The sequence below is a fragment of the Pseudoxanthomonas sp. CCNWLW251 genome (assembly GCF_037402255.1).
Taxonomy (GTDB): Bacteria; Pseudomonadota; Gammaproteobacteria; order Xanthomonadales; family Xanthomonadaceae; genus Pseudoxanthomonas_A.
Window position 1 is genome coordinate 639183 of sequence record NZ_JBBEGA010000001.1, and the last position, 18137, is coordinate 657319.

Consider the following 18137-nt stretch of genomic DNA (forward strand, 5'->3'; position numbering starts at 1 on the left):
CGCGTCGCTTCAGGTCCGCGGTCGCGACTCACGTCGCTCCTATAGGAATCGACGCGCTCAGGGCGCGGTCTTGCGCACGTCGAACGCGACGGGCAGTGAACGCCCGTCGGCCAGCCTCAGCGTGATCACGACTTTCTCGCCAGCCGCTATCGGCGCGTAAGGGCCATGCAGCATCAGATGCAGCCCGCCGGGCTTCAGTTCGACGGCCTTGCCGTGCGCGATGGGCAGCGTGGCCACTTCGCGCATGCGGCTGACGCCGTTTTCCTCGCGCGTCTCGTGCAGCGACACGTCGGCGAAGGCCAGGCTTTCGGCACCGGTGACGCTCACCTGCTTCGCGCAGGGATTCTCGATGCGGGCGAAGCCCGCCATCATCGGCATCGCGACCCGTGGCAGGCGTACCCAGGCCCCCTTCACCACGGGCAGGCACTCCGCCGCGTTGGCGGAGCCCATGCAGGCGATCAACAGCGCGGACAGGCGGATCGTTCCGGAGCGACGGTTCATGCGCCTATGATACTGGCCTGACTTCAGGGAGAGGATGAATGACGGCGCTCATCGACACCACCGATCACGGCGACATCCGCGAGATCCGCCTCGCCCGGCCGCCGGTCAACGCCTTGAATACCGACCTGTGCCGCGCACTGATCGAGGCGGTCAACCACGCGATGGACGATGGCGCGCGCGGCATCGTGCTGGCCGGCAACCCGAAGATCTTCTCTGCCGGCATGGACGTTCCCTATCTGCTCTCGCTGGGCGACGACCGCAAGGCGCTTCTCGATGCCTGGCAGGCATTCTTCGGAGCGGCGCGCACGCTGGCCGAATCACGCGTACCGGTGGTGGCGGCCATCACCGGTCACGCCCCGGCCGGCGGCTGCGTCCTGGCGCTGTGCTGCGACTATCGCGTGATGGCGCGCAGCGCGGATCCCGCCCGTCCCTTCGCGCTCGGTCTCAACGAGACCCAGGTGGGGCTGGTGGTACCGGAGGGCATCCAGCGCCTGATGCGTCGCGTGGTCGGGAACTACCGCGCGGAACGCTTGCTGGTCGCGGGCGAAATGGTGCCCGCCGAACGTGCGATCGACATCGGCCTGGTGGACGAACTGGTCGATCAGCAGGGGGTTGTCGCCCGTTCCGTGGCCTGGCTGCAGCAACTGCTGGGCCTGCCGCACCACCCGATGCTGCAGACGCGCGCCCTCGCCCGCCGCGACCTGGTCGAGGCCCTGGACCCTTCCCTGATCCAGCTGGAACGCTTCGTCGATGCATGGCATGCGCCCGATACGCAGCAGGCGTTGCGCGCTCTGGTGGACAAGCTGAAGAAGTGAGGCGTCACGCCGTCAGTCGCCGCGGGCGACAGGACGCGATGGATCGCTGATCCAGCCGCTCCACGAACCGGGATACACCCGCGCACCGCGCAGGCCGGCGTGTTCGAAGGCGAGCAGCAGGTGGCAAGCCGTCACGCCGGATCCGCACATCAACACAGTGTCGCCAGGAGCGCGCGCACCCAGCAGCGAAGACAGCTCCAGGCGGAGCTCCTCCGTCGGCTTGAAACGGCCCTCGCGCAGGTTCTGTGCGAACGGACGGTTGAGCGCGCCCGGCACATGCCCGGCGACCGGATCGATGGGTTCGACGTCGCCACGGAAGCGCTCGGCCGCCCGCGCATCGACAAGCCAACCACTGTCTTCGTCCAACCGGTCCAGGACTTCGTCCGCACTGACGAGCTGACGGCCATCCATACGCGACGGATACGCCGCGACAGGTGGAGGTGCGGCAACCTCGGCGGTTTCCTCTCCACCCATGACACGCCATGCGGCCAATCCTCCATCCAGCACCGCTACCCGCGGATGCCCCATCAGCCTCAACAACCACCACAGGCGCGCGGCCGCCATGCTGCCGTCGCCGGCGTCGTAGACCACCACCTGGTGTTCCGGCCCGATCCCCCATTCGCCCAACCTGCGGGCGAGCACGTCGCTGTCGGGCAACGGATGGCGACCCTCACCGACCTTCGACAGATCCGACAAGTCGAGATTCAGGTCGGCGTACACCGCGCCGGGCAGGTGCGACTGGGCATAGGCCTGGCGGCCCGCATCCGGTGCCGCATTGAGCATCACGAAACGCGCATCCACCAGCCGCACTCCCGGATCGCCGAGAACGGCGGACAACGCAGGCGCATCGACCAAGGTGTTCCAGTTCGTATTCATGCAAGCTGCTCCAGCCGTTGCCGCAGGTTGAACAGGATGGCGGCCGTCGCGCCCCAGATGCGCTGTCCAGGCCACGCGTACTCAAGCACGACGCGCCGGCGCCCGCGATAGTCGACTTCGACGCGGCGAAGGTTGTCCGGCGACAGCAGGTAGTCGAGCGGCACTTCGAACACATCGGCCACTTCATTCGGTTCGGGCACTGGCACGAAGGCGGGATCGATCAACGCGACCACCGGCACCACGCGGAATCCACTGATCGTCGTGAATGGATCGAGGAAGCCCAGCGGCGTCACCTGCGACGCCGGCAACGCGATTTCCTCATGGCTTTCGCGCAAGGCCGCCGCGATGGCATCGGCATCGGTCGGCTCAATGCGGCCGCCCGGGAAGCTCACCTGCCCGCCGTGGTGGCGCAGGCCATCGGTGCGGCGGGTCAGCAGCACCTGGGTGCCCTCCTCGCGGGGAATCAGTCCCGCCAGCACGGCCGCTTCGGCCAATGGTCCCGGCGGCAGAAGGTCGACCAGATCATCGTGGTTCCAGCCCGCCTCGGCCGGCATGGCACCCAGCGGATGCAGGGCGCGGCGCAGGGCGCCGCCTTCGCGCAGACGCTGTTCCAGCGGCACGCGCGCCCGCTCGCGGGCCGGCAGCACGGCCTCCATCAGACGCAAGCGTTCGTCATCGTTCATCTGCGACCAGCGCGCGATTTCCGAAGTGGTGCGAAGACAGCCTTCGCAGAGCCCCTCGTCGTCCAACGTACAGACGCCGATGCATGGGCTGAGCACGGCGCGGAAAGCGGTATTCATTTCATCTGGCACCTGCGGAGCGTAGCGCGGAAACGCTGCCCGCCGCTGAAAAGCACTGCGCCGGCACAAGGCCGGCGCAGACGGAACGTGGTGTTGACAGCCACTGGGCTCCCCGCCTGCGCGGGGATGATGCAATGACCGGGGCGCCCGCGCGGTGCGCGGACGCGTCATTGCGTCACTTGACGCTGACCAGCTTGATCTCGAAGACCACCGCCACGTTCGGCGGGAAACCGGTGCGGGGATCAGCACCATAGGCCTTGTCCGGCGGCAGGGCGACTTCCCACTTGGCGCCTGCAGGCATCTGCAGCAGGGCTTCGCGCATGGCCGGCATCTCGACGGCGCTGACCTTCAGGTCCTTCATCTGCTGCGCCGGGCGTGCCTCGGCCGGGCGCTGGCCGAACGGATACGGACCGGACACCAGCAGTTCAACCGTGCTGGCCTGGGTCGGCTTGGCACCGTTGCCGTTCTCCAGCACCTTGTAGGGAACACCGCTGGCCAGCGACTTCACGCCCGGCTGGCCCTTGAACGTACCGATGAACTGGTCGCTCTTGGTCTTGTTCTCGGCCGCCACCTTGTCGTACTCGGCCTTGGCCTGCTGAGCGCGGGTCTGCTCGCGCTTCTGGAAGGCTTCCAGGGCGGGCTTGAGCTGCTCGGACGTCAGCGCCGGCTTCTGCTTGGCGTAGGCATCCTGCAGGCCCTTCACCACCGAATTGATGTCCAGCTGTTCGCCACGTGCGGTCAGCTCGGCCAGATTGTTGCCATAGTCGTAACCGAAGTAGTAGCTCAACTTGCCCTTCTCGGACGAGACGTCCTGGGCCAGGGCGCTACCGGCCATGGCGAATGCCGCAACTGCGACCACTAACGAACGCACCTTCATCAACACACTCTCCGGATTGGGCGGCGGCATACCGCCTGGAAATGGACGCGCTAGGATAGCCGCCGGGGCGCTTAACCGCCACTGACGACAGGCTGGTCTGACCGGGCCTTCAGGGCAGAGTTCCCGCTTCACTCAAATTTTACAATTCACCGCAGAAAACCCATGCCCGACAGTCTCGTCCTCGTTACCGATGCGGAAGGTGTCCGCCGCATCACCGTGAACCGCCCCGACAAGCTGAATGCCCTCAATGCCGCCACGCTCGATGCGCTGCAGGCGGCGTTCGACGCAGCAGCTGCCGATGCGGCCGTCAGAGTCGTGGTGCTGACCGGCGCCGGCCCCAAGGCGTTCGTCGCCGGCGCCGACATCGCCGAAATGGCAGACCTGCGCGCCACGGAGGGTCGCGATTTCTCCCTGCGCGGCCAGAAACTGATGCGCAGCATCGAGACGCTGCCCAAGCCGGTCATCGCGATGGTGAACGGCTTCGCCCTGGGCGGCGGGCTGGAACTGGCCATGGCCTGCCATCTCCGCATTGCGGCGGATACGGCCAAGGTAGGCCAACCCGAGATCAACCTCGGACTGATCCCGGGCTTCGGTGGAAGCCAGCGGTTGCTGCGCCTGGCCGGGCGTTCGGCCACGCTGGAACTCTGCCTGCTCGGTGCCCCGGTTACGGCCGAGCGTGCACTGCAGCTGGGCATCGTCACCCGCGTGGTGCCGGTGGCGGAGCTGGAGGCCGAGACGGCGAAGGTCGCGGCGCAACTGGCCGCGTCCGCGCCGCTTGCACTGCGCGCAACGCTCGATGCCGTGAATGTCGGCGGCGAGTGCGGCATCGAAGAAGGGCTGCAGTACGAAACCGCGCAGTTCGGCCTGATGTTCGCCACCGATGACATGCGCGAAGGCACGCGTGCCTTCATCGAACGCCGCAAGCCGGCCTTCACCGGGCGCTGAGCGGCGGGGCATCGCGATGACTCCCTGTCCCTGCCCTGCGTGCGACCTCGCGCGGTCGCTGCATGCCCTGCTCATGGCAGACGATGTCGATGGCGCGATCGAGGCGGGCCTGATGACGTTTACTGCCTGCGGATGCACGGGTGACGATGCAGGAGTGATCGCGCCCGTGATGCAGGCGCAGGCGCGGCTGCGTACCGCCTGGGACGCCCGCCGCCGCTACCGGTTGCGGCAGGTGCGCCTGGCCCGGCGCGCACAGGAACGCGAAGCCCGACGCCTGGCGGCCGTCCCTGCCAGCACGGACACCGCGTCCTCTGCCCCGGAGCGCCCTGCGTTGCCTGCCAGCGCTGCGGCGATCCTGGCACGTGCCAAGGCCAAGGCAGCCGACAGGTCGAAGCGATGACGCGTGCGCCCCGGCGCAGTCCCACGCTCACGCGCGCGGAAGTCGTGGAGCTCTTCTCGCGCTTGCGCGAGCTCAACCCGAAGCCGACCACCGAGCTGGAATACAGCACGCCGTTCGAATTGCTGGTCGCAGTGACATTGTCCGCGCAGGCGACCGACGTGGGCGTCAACAAGGCAACCCGGCGCCTGTTCCCCGTGGCCAACACGCCCGCGACCTTGCTGGCGCTGGGCGAGGATGGGCTGAAGAAGTACATCTCGACCATCGGCCTGTTCAACGCGAAGGCGAAGAACGTCATCGCCACCTGCCGCATCCTGCTCGACGAACACGGCGGCGAAGTGCCACGTTCGCGCGAGGCACTCGAAGCCTTGCCCGGCGTGGGCCGCAAGACCGCCAACGTGGTGCTGAATACGGCATTCGGCGAGCCCACCATGGCGGTGGACACGCACATCTTCCGCGTCGCCAACCGGACCGGGCTTGCACCGGGCAAGGACGTGCGGACGGTGGAGGACAGGCTGGTGAAGGTGGTGCCGGCGGAGTTCATGCAGGACGCGCATCACTGGCTGATCCTGCATGGCCGCTACGTCTGCAAGGCGCGCAAACCGGATTGCCCGCAATGCGTGATCCGCGACCTCTGCCGCTTCAAGGACAAGACGCTGCCCGGGTGAGCGCCGGCAGACATGTTCGCCGCAGGCCTCGGAGGCAATCTTCTGTGGGAGCGACCCTCCACATGAAAAAACCCCGGGACATGCCCGGGGTTTTTCGTTTGCAGCCTGTGCGGTGCTTACCAGCTGAACTGCGTGCGCAGCGCGTACTGGGCGGTCTCGTCGCCGGTGACTTCGTTGTCGCCCTGCGTGTAGTTGAACATGAAGCGCAGGTTCGGGTTGACGTAGTAGTTCATGCCGACGATCCAGCTGGTGACCTCGCGGTTCAGCGTTTCGTTCTCTGCATAGTCATAGCGCGCCGTCAGTTCCCACAGACCCTTGTCGACGTACTTCGGCGATGCGAACACACCCGTCGCCGCCTTGTAGCCCTTGTGGCCACCGTTGAGCATGAAGCTGCCCTGCACGTAATAGCTGGTCACGTCCTGGTCGCGACCGAGCGGCTGGCCGAAGGTGGCATCGGCGTACTCGGCCTGGAAGAACGCGGGACCAAACGAGCCGGCGGCTTCCAGCGCGTAGGCGGTCACCTGATTGCGGCTCGCACCGGTGGTGGTGGCGATGGCCTGCGACGGGCCACGGCGGCCGGCGTAGTTGAACGTGGCGGCCAGGTTGTCCGAGCCGTTGTTGGCGTTCTCGTAGCTGTACCACGCACCGAAGTGCAGGGTGTTGTTGTCGTTGTTGATCGGCGCGAACGTCACGCGGCCGGCCGAGCCGACGCCTTCGTTGCGTGCACCCGCAGCGCCGCGCAGGTTGAACACGCTGACGCCGGCGGTGTAGTTCTCGCCGGCACGCAGGTAGCCCACGCCCTGCTGGAACTGACGGCTGCTGAACAGACCGGTGGCCGAGGCGAACGGACGCTCCATCATCAGCAGTTCGTTGGAGCTGGTCAGTTCTTCCATCGCGCGGTACGGCTTGAAGTGACCGATGGTGAACTTGCCACCCAGCGCCGACTTGGCGATATAGGCATCACGCAGACCGTCCAGGTTGGTGCCGGCGCCGAAGTCCTGCTCCAGCTTGTATTCCCAGCCATAAGCCTTGCCGCCCAGGGTCAGGCGCGCGCGACGGAACTCGGTGGTGCCCGTGGTGCTGGCGAGATCGCGATCGAAGGCATAGGTATCGAAGTGGATGCGGCCGCCCACGGTGGCCTCGAACTTGCCGTCGGCCGAGGTCACCTTGATGCCGCCCTTGGTGTCGATCTTCGGCGAGCCGGTGTTGAGCTTGTCCAGCTGCGCTGCCGTGTCCAGGTTCACGTCCGACTGCGCGTCGGTGCGTTCTTCCAGTTCCAGCAGTTTGGTCTGCATGGCTTCCAGCTGCGCCTTCAGTTCGGCGATCTGCTGGTCACGGTTGTCGGCAGCGGCGGCCGAAAAGCTGGTGCTGCCCATGGCAACGGCAAGCGCGGCAGCCAGGAGGGAATAACGCATGGGTGACTCTCCGAGTGGAAGTAGGAGTAAGGACGCTGGCTTCGTGGACGCCGTGCTTCACTTCCGAGTTCACCTTCGGAAATCATTAAGCGCCCGTCAAAGATGCGCTAAAGGATGGGAGTGAAATCTTGCAGTCACATGTGAGTTTCATGACCGTCGTGTGACAGCGAGACGGCGACCACGCCCGCCAGCGGCTCCGCGGTGGTCAGCCGCATATATAGAAAGGAAGCGGATGGCGGGACGGGTCGCGTCCGGTGGCCGATCCCTCCCCCCGCTCCGCTCGCCCACAGTCACGGAGAGGTTGCACGTGGCGACCACGCATGGGCCGCCCGGATTCCGTCACGCGACTGTCGCAATCACGACACGGGGCTGTCACACAAACGTCGTGGAATGGCCACCCAACGGGCACGCCTGTGCCTTTCACCCTGCCTTCTCCCAGGAGACTTCCGTGTTGAACTCGATCAAATCCCGCGTGGCGCTGCTGGCGCTGGCGTCTGCTTTCTCCGCGCAGGCGTTCGCTGCCGACGTGACCGGCGCCGGTGCATCGTTCGTGTATCCGGTGATGACCAAGTGGTCTGCCGACTACGCCAAGGCTTCCAACAACCGCGTGAACTACCAGTCCATCGGTTCGGGTGGCGGCATCGCGCAGATCAAGGCCGGCACGGTGGATTTCGGTTCTTCCGATGCCCCGCTGAAGCCTGAAGAGCTGGCCAAGTACGGCCTGGCCCAGTTCCCGTCGGTGATCGGCGGCGTGGTGCCGGTGTTGAACGTGGCCGGCCTGAAGCCGGGCCAGCTGAAGCTGGATGGCCCCACGCTGGCCAACATCTTCCTGGGCACCATCAAGACCTGGAACGATCCCGCCATCGCCGCGCTGAACCCCGGCCTGACGCTGCCGGCGCAGCGCATCACGGTGGTCCGTCGTTCGGACGGTTCGGGCACCACCTTCAACTTCGTCAACTACCTGTCCAAGGTCAGCCCGGAGTGGAAGACCAAGGTGGGTGAAGGCACCTCCGTGCAGTGGCCGACCGGCGTGGGCGGCAAGGGCAACGAAGGCGTCGCGGCCTACGTGAAGCAGATCAAGGGCGGCATCGGCTACGTCGAACTGTCGTACGCGCTGCAGAACAAGATGGCCTACGCCAGCCTGAAGAACGCCTCCGGCAACTACGTGCAGCCCAGCGAGGAATCCTTCGCCGCCGCCGCCGCCAGCGCCGAGTGGGGCAAGTCGAAGGACTTCTACCTGGTCATGACCAATGCCCCGGGCGCGAACTCCTGGCCGATCACCGCCACCAACTTCATCCTGATGTACAAGGCACCGAAGAAGGGCAACAAGGACGCCCGCGACTTCTTCCGCTGGGTCTACGCCAATGGCGACGCCCAGGCCAAGTCGCTGGACTACGTGCCGCTGCCGCCGGCACTGGTGCAGCAGATCGAGACCTACTGGAAGGCCAACCTGAAGTACTGATCGCACCCGCCGGCACGGTCTCTCCCCGTGCCGGCCCGATGCGGCGTTCCTCCCGCGCCTGCATCACCCGGGCGGGCCTTCGGGCCCGCCTTTTTTTGGCGCACGAACAGGCACGTCCTGTCGCATGACAGTGCGAGACCGCCATGTCATCACGCTGTAACAAAAACATCATTTCATAGCGTGGATCACAAACGACACGTCCGGAGATCCCATGCACGTCCGTAACGCTCGCCTGGCCACGCTGGCCCTGGCAACCGCCTTGTTCGTCGCCGGTTGCGGCGGCAAGACCGACGCACCCGCCGCGACGGCAGGCAATGAGGCCACCCCGGCAGCGACCGAAGGTGCGCAGAAGATCTCCGCCGAGATCACCGGGGCCGGCGCCTCGTTCATCTACCCGCTGATGGCCCGCTGGTCGACCGACTACAACAAGGCCACCGGCGCCAAGATCAATTACCAGTCCATCGGTTCGGGCGGCGGCATCGCGCAGATCAAGGCCGCGACCGTCGATTTCGGTTCGTCGGACAAGCCGCTGTCGTCCGAAGAGCTGGCGCAGGCTGGCCTGGGCCAGTTTCCGTCGGTCATCGGCGGCGTGGTGCCCGTCATCAACGTGGAAGGCCTGCAGCCCGGGCAGCTGAAGCTCAGCGGCACCGTGCTGGCCGACATCTTCCTGCACAAGATCACGACCTGGAACGATCCGGCCATCGCCGCGCTCAATCCGGGCGTGACCCTGCCGGCCGGCAAGATCAATACCGTGCACCGCTCGGATGGCTCGGGCACCACCTTCAACTTCGTCAACTACCTGTCCAAGGTCAGCGGCGAGTGGAAGACGAAGGTCGGCGAAGGTACGAGCGTCAACTGGCCCGGCGGCGTCGGCGGCAAGGGCAACGAAGGCGTGGCGGCGTACGTGCGCCAGCTGAAGGGCTCCATCGGCTACGTCGAACTGGCGTACGCCGAGCAGAACAACATGTCGTACGCGTCGCTGCAGAATGCGGCCGGCCAGTTCGTGCAGCCCACGGCAGAGAGCTTCGCCGCTGCGGCGGCCAGCGCCGACTGGGCGAATGCCAAGGACTTCAACCTGGTCATCACGAATGCGCCCGGCGAACAGGCGTGGCCGATCACGGCGACCAACTTCATCCTGGTCTACAAGCAGCCGAAGGATGCCGCGAAAGCCAGGCACACCCTGGACTTCTTCAAGTGGGCCTACGAGCAGGGCCAGGCGCAGGCGAACGAACTGGACTACGTGCCGCTGCCGCCCGAGCTGGTAGGACAGATCGAGAAGTACTGGGCCGCCGAAATCAAGCTCTGAAGGGAACGCGCCGGGCCGCCCCATGAGCGGCCCGGTGTCATCACGCGGTAACCGCGACAACGTGCACTTGAACACTTCGCACCAGCCCCTCCCCCCTATCTCCCGGGTTGCATGAACGCCACCGCTCTCCCCGCTTCCCTGTCGGATGTGCGTACCACGCGCGACGCGCGTGCCGACAAGCTGTTCCGCTGGACCATGACCGGCGCCGGCATGTTCGTCCTGATCTCGCTGATCGCAGCCGCATTGTCGATGCTGTGGGGCGGTCGCGAAGCCCTCCAGACCTTCGGCCTGGGCTTCTTCACCAGCACCGAATGGAATGTCGGCACGCGCGAATTCGGCGCCCTGGTGCCGGTGTTCGGCACGCTGGTCAGCGCCGGCGTCGCCATGCTGATCGCGGTGCCGGTGAGTTTCGGCATCGCGGTGTTCCTGACCGAAGTGGCGCCTGCGTGGATGCGCGGCCCGGTCGGGATGGCGATCGAGCTGCTGGCCGGCATTCCTTCGATCATCTACGGCATGTGGGGCCTGTTCGTGCTGGCGCCGCAGCTGAGCGAACACGTCTACCCGTGGATCAACGACAACCTGGGGCAGCTGCCGCTGATCGGCGCGGTGCTGTCCGGCCCGCCGCTCGGCATCGGCATGCTGACCGCCGGGCTGGTGCTGGCCATCATGGTGATCCCGTTCGTGTCGTCGGTCATGCGCGAGGTCTTCCTGACCGTGCCGGGCCGGCTGAAGGAGTCGGCCTACGCGCTGGGTTCCACCAAGTGGGAAGTGGTGTGGGACGTGGTGCTGCCGTACACGCGCTCGGCGGTGATCGGCGGCGTGTTCCTCGGCCTGGGCCGTGCACTCGGCGAAACCATGGCGGTGACGTTCGTGATCGGCAATGCCTACACGATCAGCGCGGCGCTGCTGGAGCCGGGCACGTCCATCGCCTCCACCATCGCCAACGAATTCGCCGAGGCCACCGACCCGCTGCACAAGGGCTCGCTGCTGCTGCTGGGCTTCACTCTGTTCCTGCTGACCTTCATCGTGCTGGCCATCGCCCGCCTGATGCTACGCCAGCTGGCCAAGCGGGAGGGCAACTGATGTCCACGTCCCTGTACACCTTCCGCAAGGTCAAGAACGGCGTCGCGCTGACGCTGTCCATCGCGGCTGCGATCTTCGGCCTGATGTGGCTGGTCTGGATCCTCTGGACCACGATCACCAAGGGCATGAGCAGCCTCAATCTGGACCTGTTCACCCAGATGACCCCGCCGCCGAACGAACCCGGCGGCCTGGCGAACGCGTTGTTCGGCAGCGTGGTGATGAGCCTCTTGGCCATCCTGCTGGGCACGCCCATCGGTGTGGCCGCCGGCACCTACCTGGCCGAGTACGCCAACAAGCACTGGCTGGGCGAAACGGTCCGCTTCGTCAACGACATCCTGCTGTCGGCACCGTCCATCGTGCTGGGCCTCTTCATCTACACCGTGATGGTGGCGCAGATGGGCCACTACTCGGCCTGGGCAGGTGCGGTCGCTCTGGCATTCATCGCCCTGCCCGTCATCGTGCGCACCACCGACGAGATGCTGCGGCTGGTGCCGCAGCAGATGCGCGAAGCGGCGCTGTCGCTGGGCGTGCCGCAGTGGAAGGTGACCACGCAGGTGCTGATGCGTTCTGCATTGCCGGGCATCGTCACCGGCGTGTTGCTGGCACTGGCGCGCATCAGCGGCGAAACCGCACCGTTGCTGTTCACCGCCTTCAACAACCAGTTCTGGAGCACCGACCTCAACCAGTCGATGGCCAACCTGCCCATGGTGATCTTCCAGTACGCCATGAGCCCCTACGACTCGTGGAACTCGCTGGCCTGGGCCGGTGCGTTCCTGGTGACTGCCCTGGTCCTCCTGCTCAGCCTGGCTGCGCGAACCATCCTTCTTCGAAACAAGGTGACCCATGAATGACGCGGCCCGCATTTCGGTCGTTGCCACCCAGCGCCACGACGAGCACAGCGCGCAGGCCAAGGTGAAGCTGGCCGCCAAGGACCTGGACTTCTACTACGGCGACTACCACGCCCTGAAGAACATCAACCTGGAGATCCCCGAGAAGCGCGTGACGGCGCTGATCGGTCCGTCCGGTTGCGGCAAGTCCACGCTGCTGCGCGTGTTCAACCGCATCTATTCGCTCTATCCCAAGCTGCGCGCCACCGGCGTGGTGTCGCTGGACGGGGAAAACATCCTGGACGCCAAGTACCCGATGAACCGCCTGCGCAGCAAGGTGGGCATGGTGTTCCAGAAGCCCGTTCCGTTCCCGATGACGATCTACGAGAACGTCGCCTATGGCATCCGCCACCATGAGCGCCTGGGCAAGGCCGAGATGGACGTGCGCGTCGAACAGGCGCTGCGCCAGGCCGCGCTGTGGGAAGAGGCAAAGGACAAGCTGAAGCAGAGCGCGCTGGGCCTGTCCGGCGGCCAGCAGCAGCGCCTGTGCATCGCGCGCGCCGTGGCGCTGCGCCCGGACGTGATCCTGCTCGATGAGCCGACCTCGGCGCTGGATCCCATCTCGACCAGCAAGATCGAACAGCTGATCGAGGAACTGAAGCACCAGTACACCATCGCCATCGTGACGCACAACATGCAGCAGGCCGCGCGCGTGTCCGACTACACGGCCTTCATGTACCTGGGCGAGCTGGTGGAGCACGACGTCACGTCGACGATCTTCTCCAACCCCGGCAAGCAGCAGACGGAAGACTACATCACCGGCCGTTTCGGCTGAGGACGCCCATGAACACCCAACCGAACGACCATATCGTGAAGAGCTACGACGAAGAACAGCGCCGCATCGTGGCCGAGATCGTGCGCATGGGCGAGACTGCCGTCGCCCAGCTGGAGGCCGCGCTGGACGTGGTCGAACGCCGCGACGACAAGGCCGCCCAGCGCATCATCGCCAACGACGAAGCCATCGACGCCATCGAGCACCAGGTCAGCCACGACGTGATGCACCTCGCCCTGCGCGGGCCGATGGCGCGCGACCTGCGCGAGATCCTCGCCGGCCTGCGCATCCCGGCCGACATCGAGCGCATCGGCGACTACGCGGCCAACGTGGCCAAGCGTTCGATCGCCCTCAACGTGTCGCCGCCGATGCCGCAAATCACCGGCCTGCGCGCGCTCGGCAAGCTGGCGGCGCGCCAGGTGCGCGACGTGCTCCTCGCCTACCAGAACGGCGATGCCGAACAGGCCGTCCAGGTCCGCGCGCGCGACGCCGAGCTGGACGCGCACTACACCGCGCTGTTCCGCGAGTTGCTGACCTACATGATGGAAGACCCGCGCAACATCACCCCGTGCACCCACCTGCTGTTCATGGCCAAGAACCTGGAGCGGATCGGCGACCACGCCACCAACATCGCCGAGAACGTCTGGTTCCTGGTGCATGGCGAGCAACCGCTGCCCCCGCGCGACAAGCGCGACGAGACCAGCACCACCGGCGTCATCTGAGGCTTTCGCCGCACCGCAGCACCCGGAACGCCCCGCCATTGCGGGGCGTTTCCGTTCCAGCCCCCTGCCCACACGAACCGCTAACGTCCCGCGGCTACAATCCCGCCACGTTGGTGCGGATACCCCGCACATTCCCGGGAGAGACCACGATGTCCAAGAACACCACCAAGCCCGTCACCATCGCCGTAGCCCTGGCGGGCGGCATCCTGCTGGCCGGTTCGAGCTTCGCGATGGAACCACTGGCGCAGGGTTACCTGCTGGCCGCACCCGAGGCCGCCAAGGCGGGCGAAGGCAAGTGCGGTGAGGGTAAATGCGGCGAAGGCAAGTGCGGCATGGCCAAGGCCGACACCGACAAGGACGGCAAGGTCTCGCAGGCCGAATTCGCCGCCGCGCATCCCGACAAGGCCGGAAAGTTCGCCGACATCGACACCAACAAGGACGGCTTCATCGACGCGGCCGAGCACAAGGCGCACGCCGGTGCCAAGGGCGCCGAGGGCAAGTGCGGTGAAGGCAAGTGTGGCGAAGGCAAGTGCGGTGCCGACAAGAAGACCGAAGGCTGATCCGTCCGCACTGAACGACGGTCCCGTCTTCTCCGGAAGGCGGGACGTCGCCGTGTCGCAATGAACCGCTCCCTGCCCGCCCCTTCCGCCGGCCTCGGCCTGCGTCGCGCACTGCTGGACGAACTGCTGGCAGCGCCGGCGGATGCGTTCGACTTCCTCGAATGCGCGCCGGACAACTGGATCGGCGTGGGCGGCCGCTACGGTGAAGCGCTGCAGACCTTGTCCTCGCGCCATGCACTGACCTGCCACGGCCTGTCGCTGTCGCTCGGCGGCGTTGCACCACTGGACGATACCTTCCTCGCCCGCACGCGCCGCTTCCTCGACCAGCACGGCGTGGCGCTGTACAGCGAACACCTGAGTTACTGCACCGACGACGGCCACCTGTACGACCTGATGCCGATTCCCTTCACCGAGGAAGCGGTGCGGCATGTCGCGGCGCACATCCGCCAGGCACAGGACGCCCTCGGCCGGCGCATCGCGGTGGAGAACGTCTCCTACTACGCCGCGCCCTACCAGGCAATGGACGAAGCCGACTTCATCATCGCGGTGCTGTCCGAAGCGGACTGCGATCTGCTGCTGGACGTCAACAACATCTACGTCAACGCGATCAACCATGGCTACGACGCGCGTGGTTTCCTGGCGCGCATGCCGTCGGCGCGGATCGCCTCGTACCACATCGCCGGCCACTACGACGAAGCCGACGACCTCAAGGTGGACACGCATGGCGCGCCGGTGAAGGACGACGTGTGGTCGCTGCTGTCATTGGCCTATGCGACGCACGGCGTGCGCCCCACCCTGCTGGAGCGCGATTTCAATTTCCCTCCGTTGGCCGAACTCGCTGCGGAACTCCAGCGCATCCGTCACCTGCAATCGGCGCACGCGACCTCCGACGGACACGCGCTGCATGGCTGACGCGCTGCGCGACCAGCAATTCGCCCTGTCGCGCCACCTGCGCGATCCCTCGGCGCATCCGCCACCACCGGGCATCGAGGCACGCCGGCTGGCGGTCTATCGCGACCTGTTCTTCAACAACATCGAAAGCCTGCTGGCCGGCAACTTCCCGGTGATCCGCAAGACCCTGGGTGACGATGCCTGGTGCATGCTGGTACGGCAGTTCTATGCCGAACACCGCAGCAGGACGCCCCTGTTTCCGGAAGTGGCGCGCGAGTTCATCCGTTACCTGGAGTCACGTGCCGGGCGCAACGACTCACTGCCCGCGTGGCTGCGCGAACTGGCGCATTACGAATGGGTCGAACTGGCGCTGCAGATCGCCGATGACGCCGTGCCACCCCACGTGCCGGACGGCGACCTTGTCACAGGTGAGCCGGTGGTATCGCCTTTCGCATGGGCGCTCGCCTATCAATGGCCGGTGCACCGCATCGGACCGGACTACCTGCCCGACACCGCGCCCTCCGAACCGACCTTCCTGCTCGTCCGGCGTGATGCCGGCCACCGGGTGAGATTCGCGGCCATCTCGCCGTTGGTGTACCGGCTGATGGAACTGCTGGGCGAAGGCGGTCGCAGCGGTGGCGATGCGCTGCGGCAACTCGCGGTCGAAGCGGGCGTGGGTGACCTGCCCGCCTTCGTCGACCAGGGGGGCGCCATGCTTTCCCGTATGCGTGAAGAAGGCACGCTGCTGGGTACGCGTCCCTGACTTCTGTAGGAGCGACGTGAGTCGCGACCGCAGACCCGGGACGCACGCGTGGCCGTCCGACAGGCAGGTGTCGCATGCCCGCTACGCGAAGATCCGGGAGAACCGGAACGCCGATCGTGTGCGGTCGCGACTCACGTCGCTCCTGCAACTGCGAGCTCGCGGCTGGGTTTCCAGCAGAAGAAGCGCCACGCCGTCTGCTACCCTTTCCCACATGGAAAACGCCACCGAACCCACCCGCATCACTCCGATGGCCCAGCGCTTCCGCGGTTACCTGCCGGTGGTGGTGGACGTGGAAACCGGCGGCTTCGACTGGAACCGCCACGCACTGCTGGAAATGGCTGCGGTGCCGCTGGACCTGGACGAAAACGGATTGCTGGTCTGCGGCGAGACCGCCAGCGTGCACCTGCATCCGGCGCCCGGCACCGAAATCGATCCGAAGTCGCTGGAAGTCACCGGCATCGACCTCGACCACCCGTTCCGTTTCGCCAAGCAGGAAAAGGATGCGCTGGACCATGTCTTCGCGCCCGTGCGTGCGGCGGTAAAGAAGCACGGGTGCCAACGCGCGATCCTGGTAGGCCACAACGCCCACTTCGACCTGAACTTCCTCAATGCGGCGGTCACGCGCGTGGCGCACAAGCGCAACCCGTTCCATCCCTTCAGCGTGTTCGATACGGTGACGCTCGCCGGCGTGGCCTACGGCCAGACCGTGCTGGCGCGCGCGGTGCAGGCGGCGGGCTTCGACTGGAATGCGGAGGACGCGCACTCCGCCGTCTACGATGCCGAGCAGACAGCGCGGCTGTTCTGCAAGATCGCCAATGCGTGGCCGCGCCCGCTGGGCTGAGCGCGCTGCATCACCCCTGGCCGCTGCCGGCGGCCGCCACGACCGGACGTGCCGTCATCGCGGCACCCGCCGACGCGACGATGATCGCGGCGATGGCCAGCCACTGCAGCATCGACAGGCGTTCGTGCAGGAACAGCAGGCCGCACAACGCGGCGATGGCCGGCTCCAGGCTCATCAGCATGCCGAAAGTGCGCGTGGGCATCTTCGTCAGCGCGACCATCTCCAGGCTGTAGGGAATCGCGGTGGACAGCAGTGCCACCGCCAGCGCGACGGGCAACAACGCGGGCGCCAGCAGCGCTGCCCCGGCGTGCGCGACACCGAACGGCACCGCCACCGCCGCGGCGATGCAGCTGCCTATCGCGACCGTCTGCGGGCCATGCGCGTTGCCGGCCTTCTGGCCGAACACGATGTACATCGCCCAGCACGCACCCGCGCCGAGCGCGTACGCCACCCCCACGAGGTCCACTGCCTGGGCGCCCTGCTCCGGCACCAGCAGGACCAGTCCGGCGACGGCCAACGCCACCCAGACGACGTCGCGCAGATGGCGGGAACCGAACAGCGCCACGGCGAGCGGGCCGGTGAATTCGAGCGCGACGGCAATGCCCAGCGGCACCGTTTCCAGGGCCTTGTAGAACAGCAGGTTCATCAGCCCCAGCGAGGCGCCGTAGAACAGCAGCAGCGGCCATTGCGCCCGCGTGATATGTGCCCGCCACGGGCGGAACACCATCACCAGGATCAATGTCGCCAGCGCCAGCCGCAACGCGGTGGCGCCGGTGGCACCCACCGCCGGGAACAGGCTCTTCGCCATCGACGCGCCGGCCTGGATGGACAGCATGGCGACGAGCAGCAGCGCGATCGGCTGCCAGTGGGCGGGCGCGGGGGAATTCGGGGACGACATGGCGACACTACCTGCGGACGCCGGAAGCGCCGCGCTTGAAGGATGAACGAATTGCGCACTATATTGCGCACACCGAAGCTTACCGGATGCGCAATATAATGCGCAACCCCTGCCCATGAGCGTACTTGAACACGTTGCCGAGAACGTCCGCCGCCTGCGGACCGCAGCCGGCCTCAGCCAACAGGCGCTGGCGGATGCCTCGGACGTCAGCCGCCGCATGCTGGTCGGGATCGAATCCGGGGATGCCAATGTCAGCCTCAATACCCTCGACCGGATCGCCGAGGCGTTGGAGGTGACGTTCGCCGACCTGGTGAAGGCGCCGGGCAATCCGAGCCGGGACCGCATCGAAGCCCTGGTCTGGAGCGGGCGCACGCCGGGCTCGCAGGGCGTGCTGCTGGCCAGCGCACCGGCTACCCACGACGTGGAACTGTGGGCCTGGACGTTGATGCCCGGGGACCGCTACACCTCGGCGGCCGACCCGAGCGGATGGCACGAAATGTTCTTCGTCATCGAAGGCACGCTGGTGGTGGAACTGCCCGACGGAGAACATGCGGTCGATGCGGGCGATTTCTTCGTATTCCCCAGCGACCGCGACTACGCCTATCGCAACGACGGCGACACACCGCTGCGCTTCATCCGCAACGTGGCGCACTGAACT

Annotated in this window: 21 protein-coding genes; 15 read left to right on the forward strand and 6 right to left on the reverse strand. The window is 66.5% G+C overall.

Translation table 11 applies throughout. The features are described 5' to 3' along the window. Positions 1-57: 57 nt before the first annotated feature. Positions 58-480, reverse strand: a complete 423-nt coding sequence (locus WBN46_RS03070; RefSeq protein WP_337730869.1) for a copper chaperone PCu(A)C — start codon at positions 478-480, stop codon at positions 58-60. 59 nt (positions 481-539) lie between these two features. Here WBN46_RS03070 and WBN46_RS03075 point away from each other — a divergent pair, with 59 nt between their 5' ends. Continuing rightward, complete coding sequence (locus tag WBN46_RS03075; RefSeq protein WP_337730259.1) at positions 540-1316, forward strand: enoyl-CoA hydratase/isomerase family protein; 777 nt, start codon at positions 540-542, stop codon at positions 1314-1316. Between the two features lie 12 nt (positions 1317-1328). Here the strand turns inward: WBN46_RS03075 and WBN46_RS03080 are convergent, their stop codons facing one another. The 3 genes from WBN46_RS03080 to WBN46_RS03090 all read right to left on the reverse strand — a co-directional run bounded on the left by WBN46_RS03080 (position 1329) and on the right by WBN46_RS03090 (position 3869). Then, a complete protein-coding gene (locus tag WBN46_RS03080) occupies positions 1329-2192 on the reverse strand; it encodes a sulfurtransferase (RefSeq protein WP_337730260.1) in 864 nt (287 codons plus the stop codon). Continuing rightward, positions 2189-2992 (reverse strand): CoA pyrophosphatase, encoded by an 804-nt coding sequence (locus tag WBN46_RS03085; RefSeq protein WP_337730261.1) that lies wholly within the window; start codon positions 2990-2992, stop codon positions 2189-2191. Before WBN46_RS03085 ends, WBN46_RS03080 begins: the two co-directional genes overlap by 4 nt. A gap of 175 nt (positions 2993-3167) precedes the next feature. Continuing rightward, on the reverse strand, positions 3168-3869 hold the full coding sequence (locus tag WBN46_RS03090) for an FKBP-type peptidyl-prolyl cis-trans isomerase N-terminal domain-containing protein (protein WP_142123851.1): 702 nt from the start codon (positions 3867-3869) through the stop codon (positions 3168-3170). 162 nt (positions 3870-4031) lie between these two features. Between WBN46_RS03090 and WBN46_RS03095 the strand changes: the two genes are divergently transcribed. From WBN46_RS03095 to nth, 3 genes are read left to right on the forward strand one after another with little or no spacing between them, the layout of a single operon-like run. Beyond that, a complete protein-coding gene (locus WBN46_RS03095; protein ID WP_192200619.1) occupies positions 4032-4814 on the forward strand; it encodes an enoyl-CoA hydratase-related protein in 783 nt (260 codons plus the stop codon). Positions 4815-4830: 16 nt separating this feature from the next. Further along, complete coding sequence (locus WBN46_RS03100) at positions 4831-5214, forward strand: hypothetical protein (protein WP_337730262.1); 384 nt, start codon at positions 4831-4833, stop codon at positions 5212-5214. Further along, positions 5211-5879 carry an endonuclease III gene (gene nth, locus WBN46_RS03105; protein ID WP_337730263.1) on the forward strand — a complete coding sequence of 223 codons (669 nt, stop codon included), beginning with the start codon at positions 5211-5213 and terminating at the stop codon, positions 5877-5879. Before WBN46_RS03100 ends, nth begins: the two co-directional genes overlap by 4 nt. 116 nt (positions 5880-5995) lie before the next feature. On the opposite strand, the gene WBN46_RS03110 is transcribed toward nth, so the two are convergent. Further along, positions 5996-7294: a porin gene (locus tag WBN46_RS03110; RefSeq protein ID WP_337730264.1), complete on the reverse strand. Its 1299-nt coding sequence runs from the start codon at positions 7292-7294 to the stop codon at positions 5996-5998. A 448-nt stretch (positions 7295-7742) separates the two neighbouring features. Between WBN46_RS03110 and pstS (WBN46_RS03115) the strand changes: the two genes are divergently transcribed. From pstS (WBN46_RS03115) to rnt, 10 genes are all read left to right on the forward strand, one after another. Further along, on the forward strand, positions 7743-8756 hold the full coding sequence (pstS, locus tag WBN46_RS03115; protein ID WP_192200615.1) for a phosphate ABC transporter substrate-binding protein PstS: 1014 nt from the start codon (positions 7743-7745) through the stop codon (positions 8754-8756). Positions 8757-8967: 211 nt separating this feature from the next. Further along, positions 8968-10062 carry a phosphate ABC transporter substrate-binding protein PstS gene (gene pstS, locus WBN46_RS03120; RefSeq protein WP_337730265.1) on the forward strand — a complete coding sequence of 365 codons (1095 nt, stop codon included), beginning with the start codon at positions 8968-8970 and terminating at the stop codon, positions 10060-10062. A gap of 111 nt (positions 10063-10173) precedes the next feature. Continuing rightward, complete coding sequence (gene pstC / locus WBN46_RS03125; protein ID WP_192200613.1) at positions 10174-11145, forward strand: phosphate ABC transporter permease subunit PstC; 972 nt, start codon at positions 10174-10176, stop codon at positions 11143-11145. After that, entirely contained in the window at positions 11145-11996 is an 852-nt protein-coding gene (gene pstA / locus WBN46_RS03130; protein ID WP_298126221.1) for a phosphate ABC transporter permease PstA, read from the forward strand. The genes pstC and pstA overlap by 1 nt, the downstream gene beginning before the upstream one ends. Continuing rightward, entirely contained in the window at positions 11989-12807 is an 819-nt protein-coding gene (pstB, locus tag WBN46_RS03135) for a phosphate ABC transporter ATP-binding protein PstB (RefSeq protein ID WP_192200611.1), read from the forward strand. The genes pstA and pstB overlap by 8 nt, the downstream gene beginning before the upstream one ends. Before the next feature lie 8 nt (positions 12808-12815). Beyond that, positions 12816-13526, forward strand: a complete 711-nt coding sequence (gene phoU, locus WBN46_RS03140) for a phosphate signaling complex protein PhoU (RefSeq protein ID WP_337730266.1) — start codon at positions 12816-12818, stop codon at positions 13524-13526. A gap of 149 nt (positions 13527-13675) precedes the next feature. Further along, a complete protein-coding gene (locus WBN46_RS03145) occupies positions 13676-14086 on the forward strand; it encodes a hypothetical protein (protein WP_337730267.1) in 411 nt (136 codons plus the stop codon). A 60-nt stretch (positions 14087-14146) separates the two neighbouring features. Further along, positions 14147-14998, forward strand: coding sequence for a DUF692 domain-containing protein (locus tag WBN46_RS03150; RefSeq protein ID WP_337730268.1), 852 nt, complete (start codon positions 14147-14149; stop codon positions 14996-14998). Next, complete coding sequence (locus WBN46_RS03155; RefSeq protein ID WP_337730269.1) at positions 14991-15740, forward strand: putative DNA-binding domain-containing protein; 750 nt, start codon at positions 14991-14993, stop codon at positions 15738-15740. Before WBN46_RS03150 ends, WBN46_RS03155 begins: the two co-directional genes overlap by 8 nt. A 211-nt stretch (positions 15741-15951) precedes the next feature. Continuing rightward, positions 15952-16581, forward strand: coding sequence for a ribonuclease T (gene rnt / locus WBN46_RS03160; RefSeq protein WP_225590812.1), 630 nt, complete (start codon positions 15952-15954; stop codon positions 16579-16581). Positions 16582-16591: 10 nt separating this feature from the next. Here rnt and rhtA read toward each other — a convergent pair whose 3' ends face one another. Next, positions 16592-17479 carry a threonine/homoserine exporter RhtA gene (gene rhtA, locus WBN46_RS03165; RefSeq protein WP_337730270.1) on the reverse strand — a complete coding sequence of 296 codons (888 nt, stop codon included), beginning with the start codon at positions 17477-17479 and terminating at the stop codon, positions 16592-16594. A 115-nt stretch (positions 17480-17594) separates the two neighbouring features. On the opposite strand from rhtA, the gene WBN46_RS03170 reads away from it, so the two are divergent. Then, positions 17595-18134, forward strand: a complete 540-nt coding sequence (locus WBN46_RS03170) for an XRE family transcriptional regulator (protein ID WP_225590811.1) — start codon at positions 17595-17597, stop codon at positions 18132-18134. The last annotated feature ends 3 nt before the right edge of the window (positions 18135-18137 follow it).

Coding starts and splice junctions, on each gene's coding strand:
- WBN46_RS03075 (WP_337730259.1), top strand. CDS start 540: ATGACGGCGCTCATCGACACCACCGATCACGGCGACATCCGCGAGATC.
- WBN46_RS03080 (WP_337730260.1), bottom strand. CDS start 2,192: ATGAATACGAACTGGAACACCTTGGTCGATGCGCCTGCGTTGTCCGCC.
- WBN46_RS03085 (WP_337730261.1), bottom strand. CDS start 2,992: ATGAATACCGCTTTCCGCGCCGTGCTCAGCCCATGCATCGGCGTCTGT.
- WBN46_RS03090 (WP_142123851.1), bottom strand. CDS start 3,869: ATGAAGGTGCGTTCGTTAGTGGTCGCAGTTGCGGCATTCGCCATGGCC.
- WBN46_RS03095 (WP_192200619.1), top strand. CDS start 4,032: ATGCCCGACAGTCTCGTCCTCGTTACCGATGCGGAAGGTGTCCGCCGC.
- WBN46_RS03100 (WP_337730262.1), top strand. CDS start 4,831: ATGACTCCCTGTCCCTGCCCTGCGTGCGACCTCGCGCGGTCGCTGCAT.
- nth (WP_337730263.1), top strand. CDS start 5,211: ATGACGCGTGCGCCCCGGCGCAGTCCCACGCTCACGCGCGCGGAAGTC.
- WBN46_RS03110 (WP_337730264.1), bottom strand. CDS start 7,294: ATGCGTTATTCCCTCCTGGCTGCCGCGCTTGCCGTTGCCATGGGCAGC.
- pstS (WP_337730265.1), top strand. CDS start 8,968: ATGCACGTCCGTAACGCTCGCCTGGCCACGCTGGCCCTGGCAACCGCC.
- pstC (WP_192200613.1), top strand. CDS start 10,174: ATGAACGCCACCGCTCTCCCCGCTTCCCTGTCGGATGTGCGTACCACG.
- pstA (WP_298126221.1), top strand. CDS start 11,145: ATGTCCACGTCCCTGTACACCTTCCGCAAGGTCAAGAACGGCGTCGCG.
- pstB (WP_192200611.1), top strand. CDS start 11,989: ATGAATGACGCGGCCCGCATTTCGGTCGTTGCCACCCAGCGCCACGAC.
- phoU (WP_337730266.1), top strand. CDS start 12,816: ATGAACACCCAACCGAACGACCATATCGTGAAGAGCTACGACGAAGAA.
- WBN46_RS03145 (WP_337730267.1), top strand. CDS start 13,676: ATGTCCAAGAACACCACCAAGCCCGTCACCATCGCCGTAGCCCTGGCG.
- WBN46_RS03150 (WP_337730268.1), top strand. CDS start 14,147: ATGAACCGCTCCCTGCCCGCCCCTTCCGCCGGCCTCGGCCTGCGTCGC.
- WBN46_RS03155 (WP_337730269.1), top strand. CDS start 14,991: ATGGCTGACGCGCTGCGCGACCAGCAATTCGCCCTGTCGCGCCACCTG.
- rnt (WP_225590812.1), top strand. CDS start 15,952: ATGGAAAACGCCACCGAACCCACCCGCATCACTCCGATGGCCCAGCGC.
- rhtA (WP_337730270.1), bottom strand. CDS start 17,479: ATGTCGTCCCCGAATTCCCCCGCGCCCGCCCACTGGCAGCCGATCGCG.
- WBN46_RS03170 (WP_225590811.1), top strand. CDS start 17,595: ATGAGCGTACTTGAACACGTTGCCGAGAACGTCCGCCGCCTGCGGACC.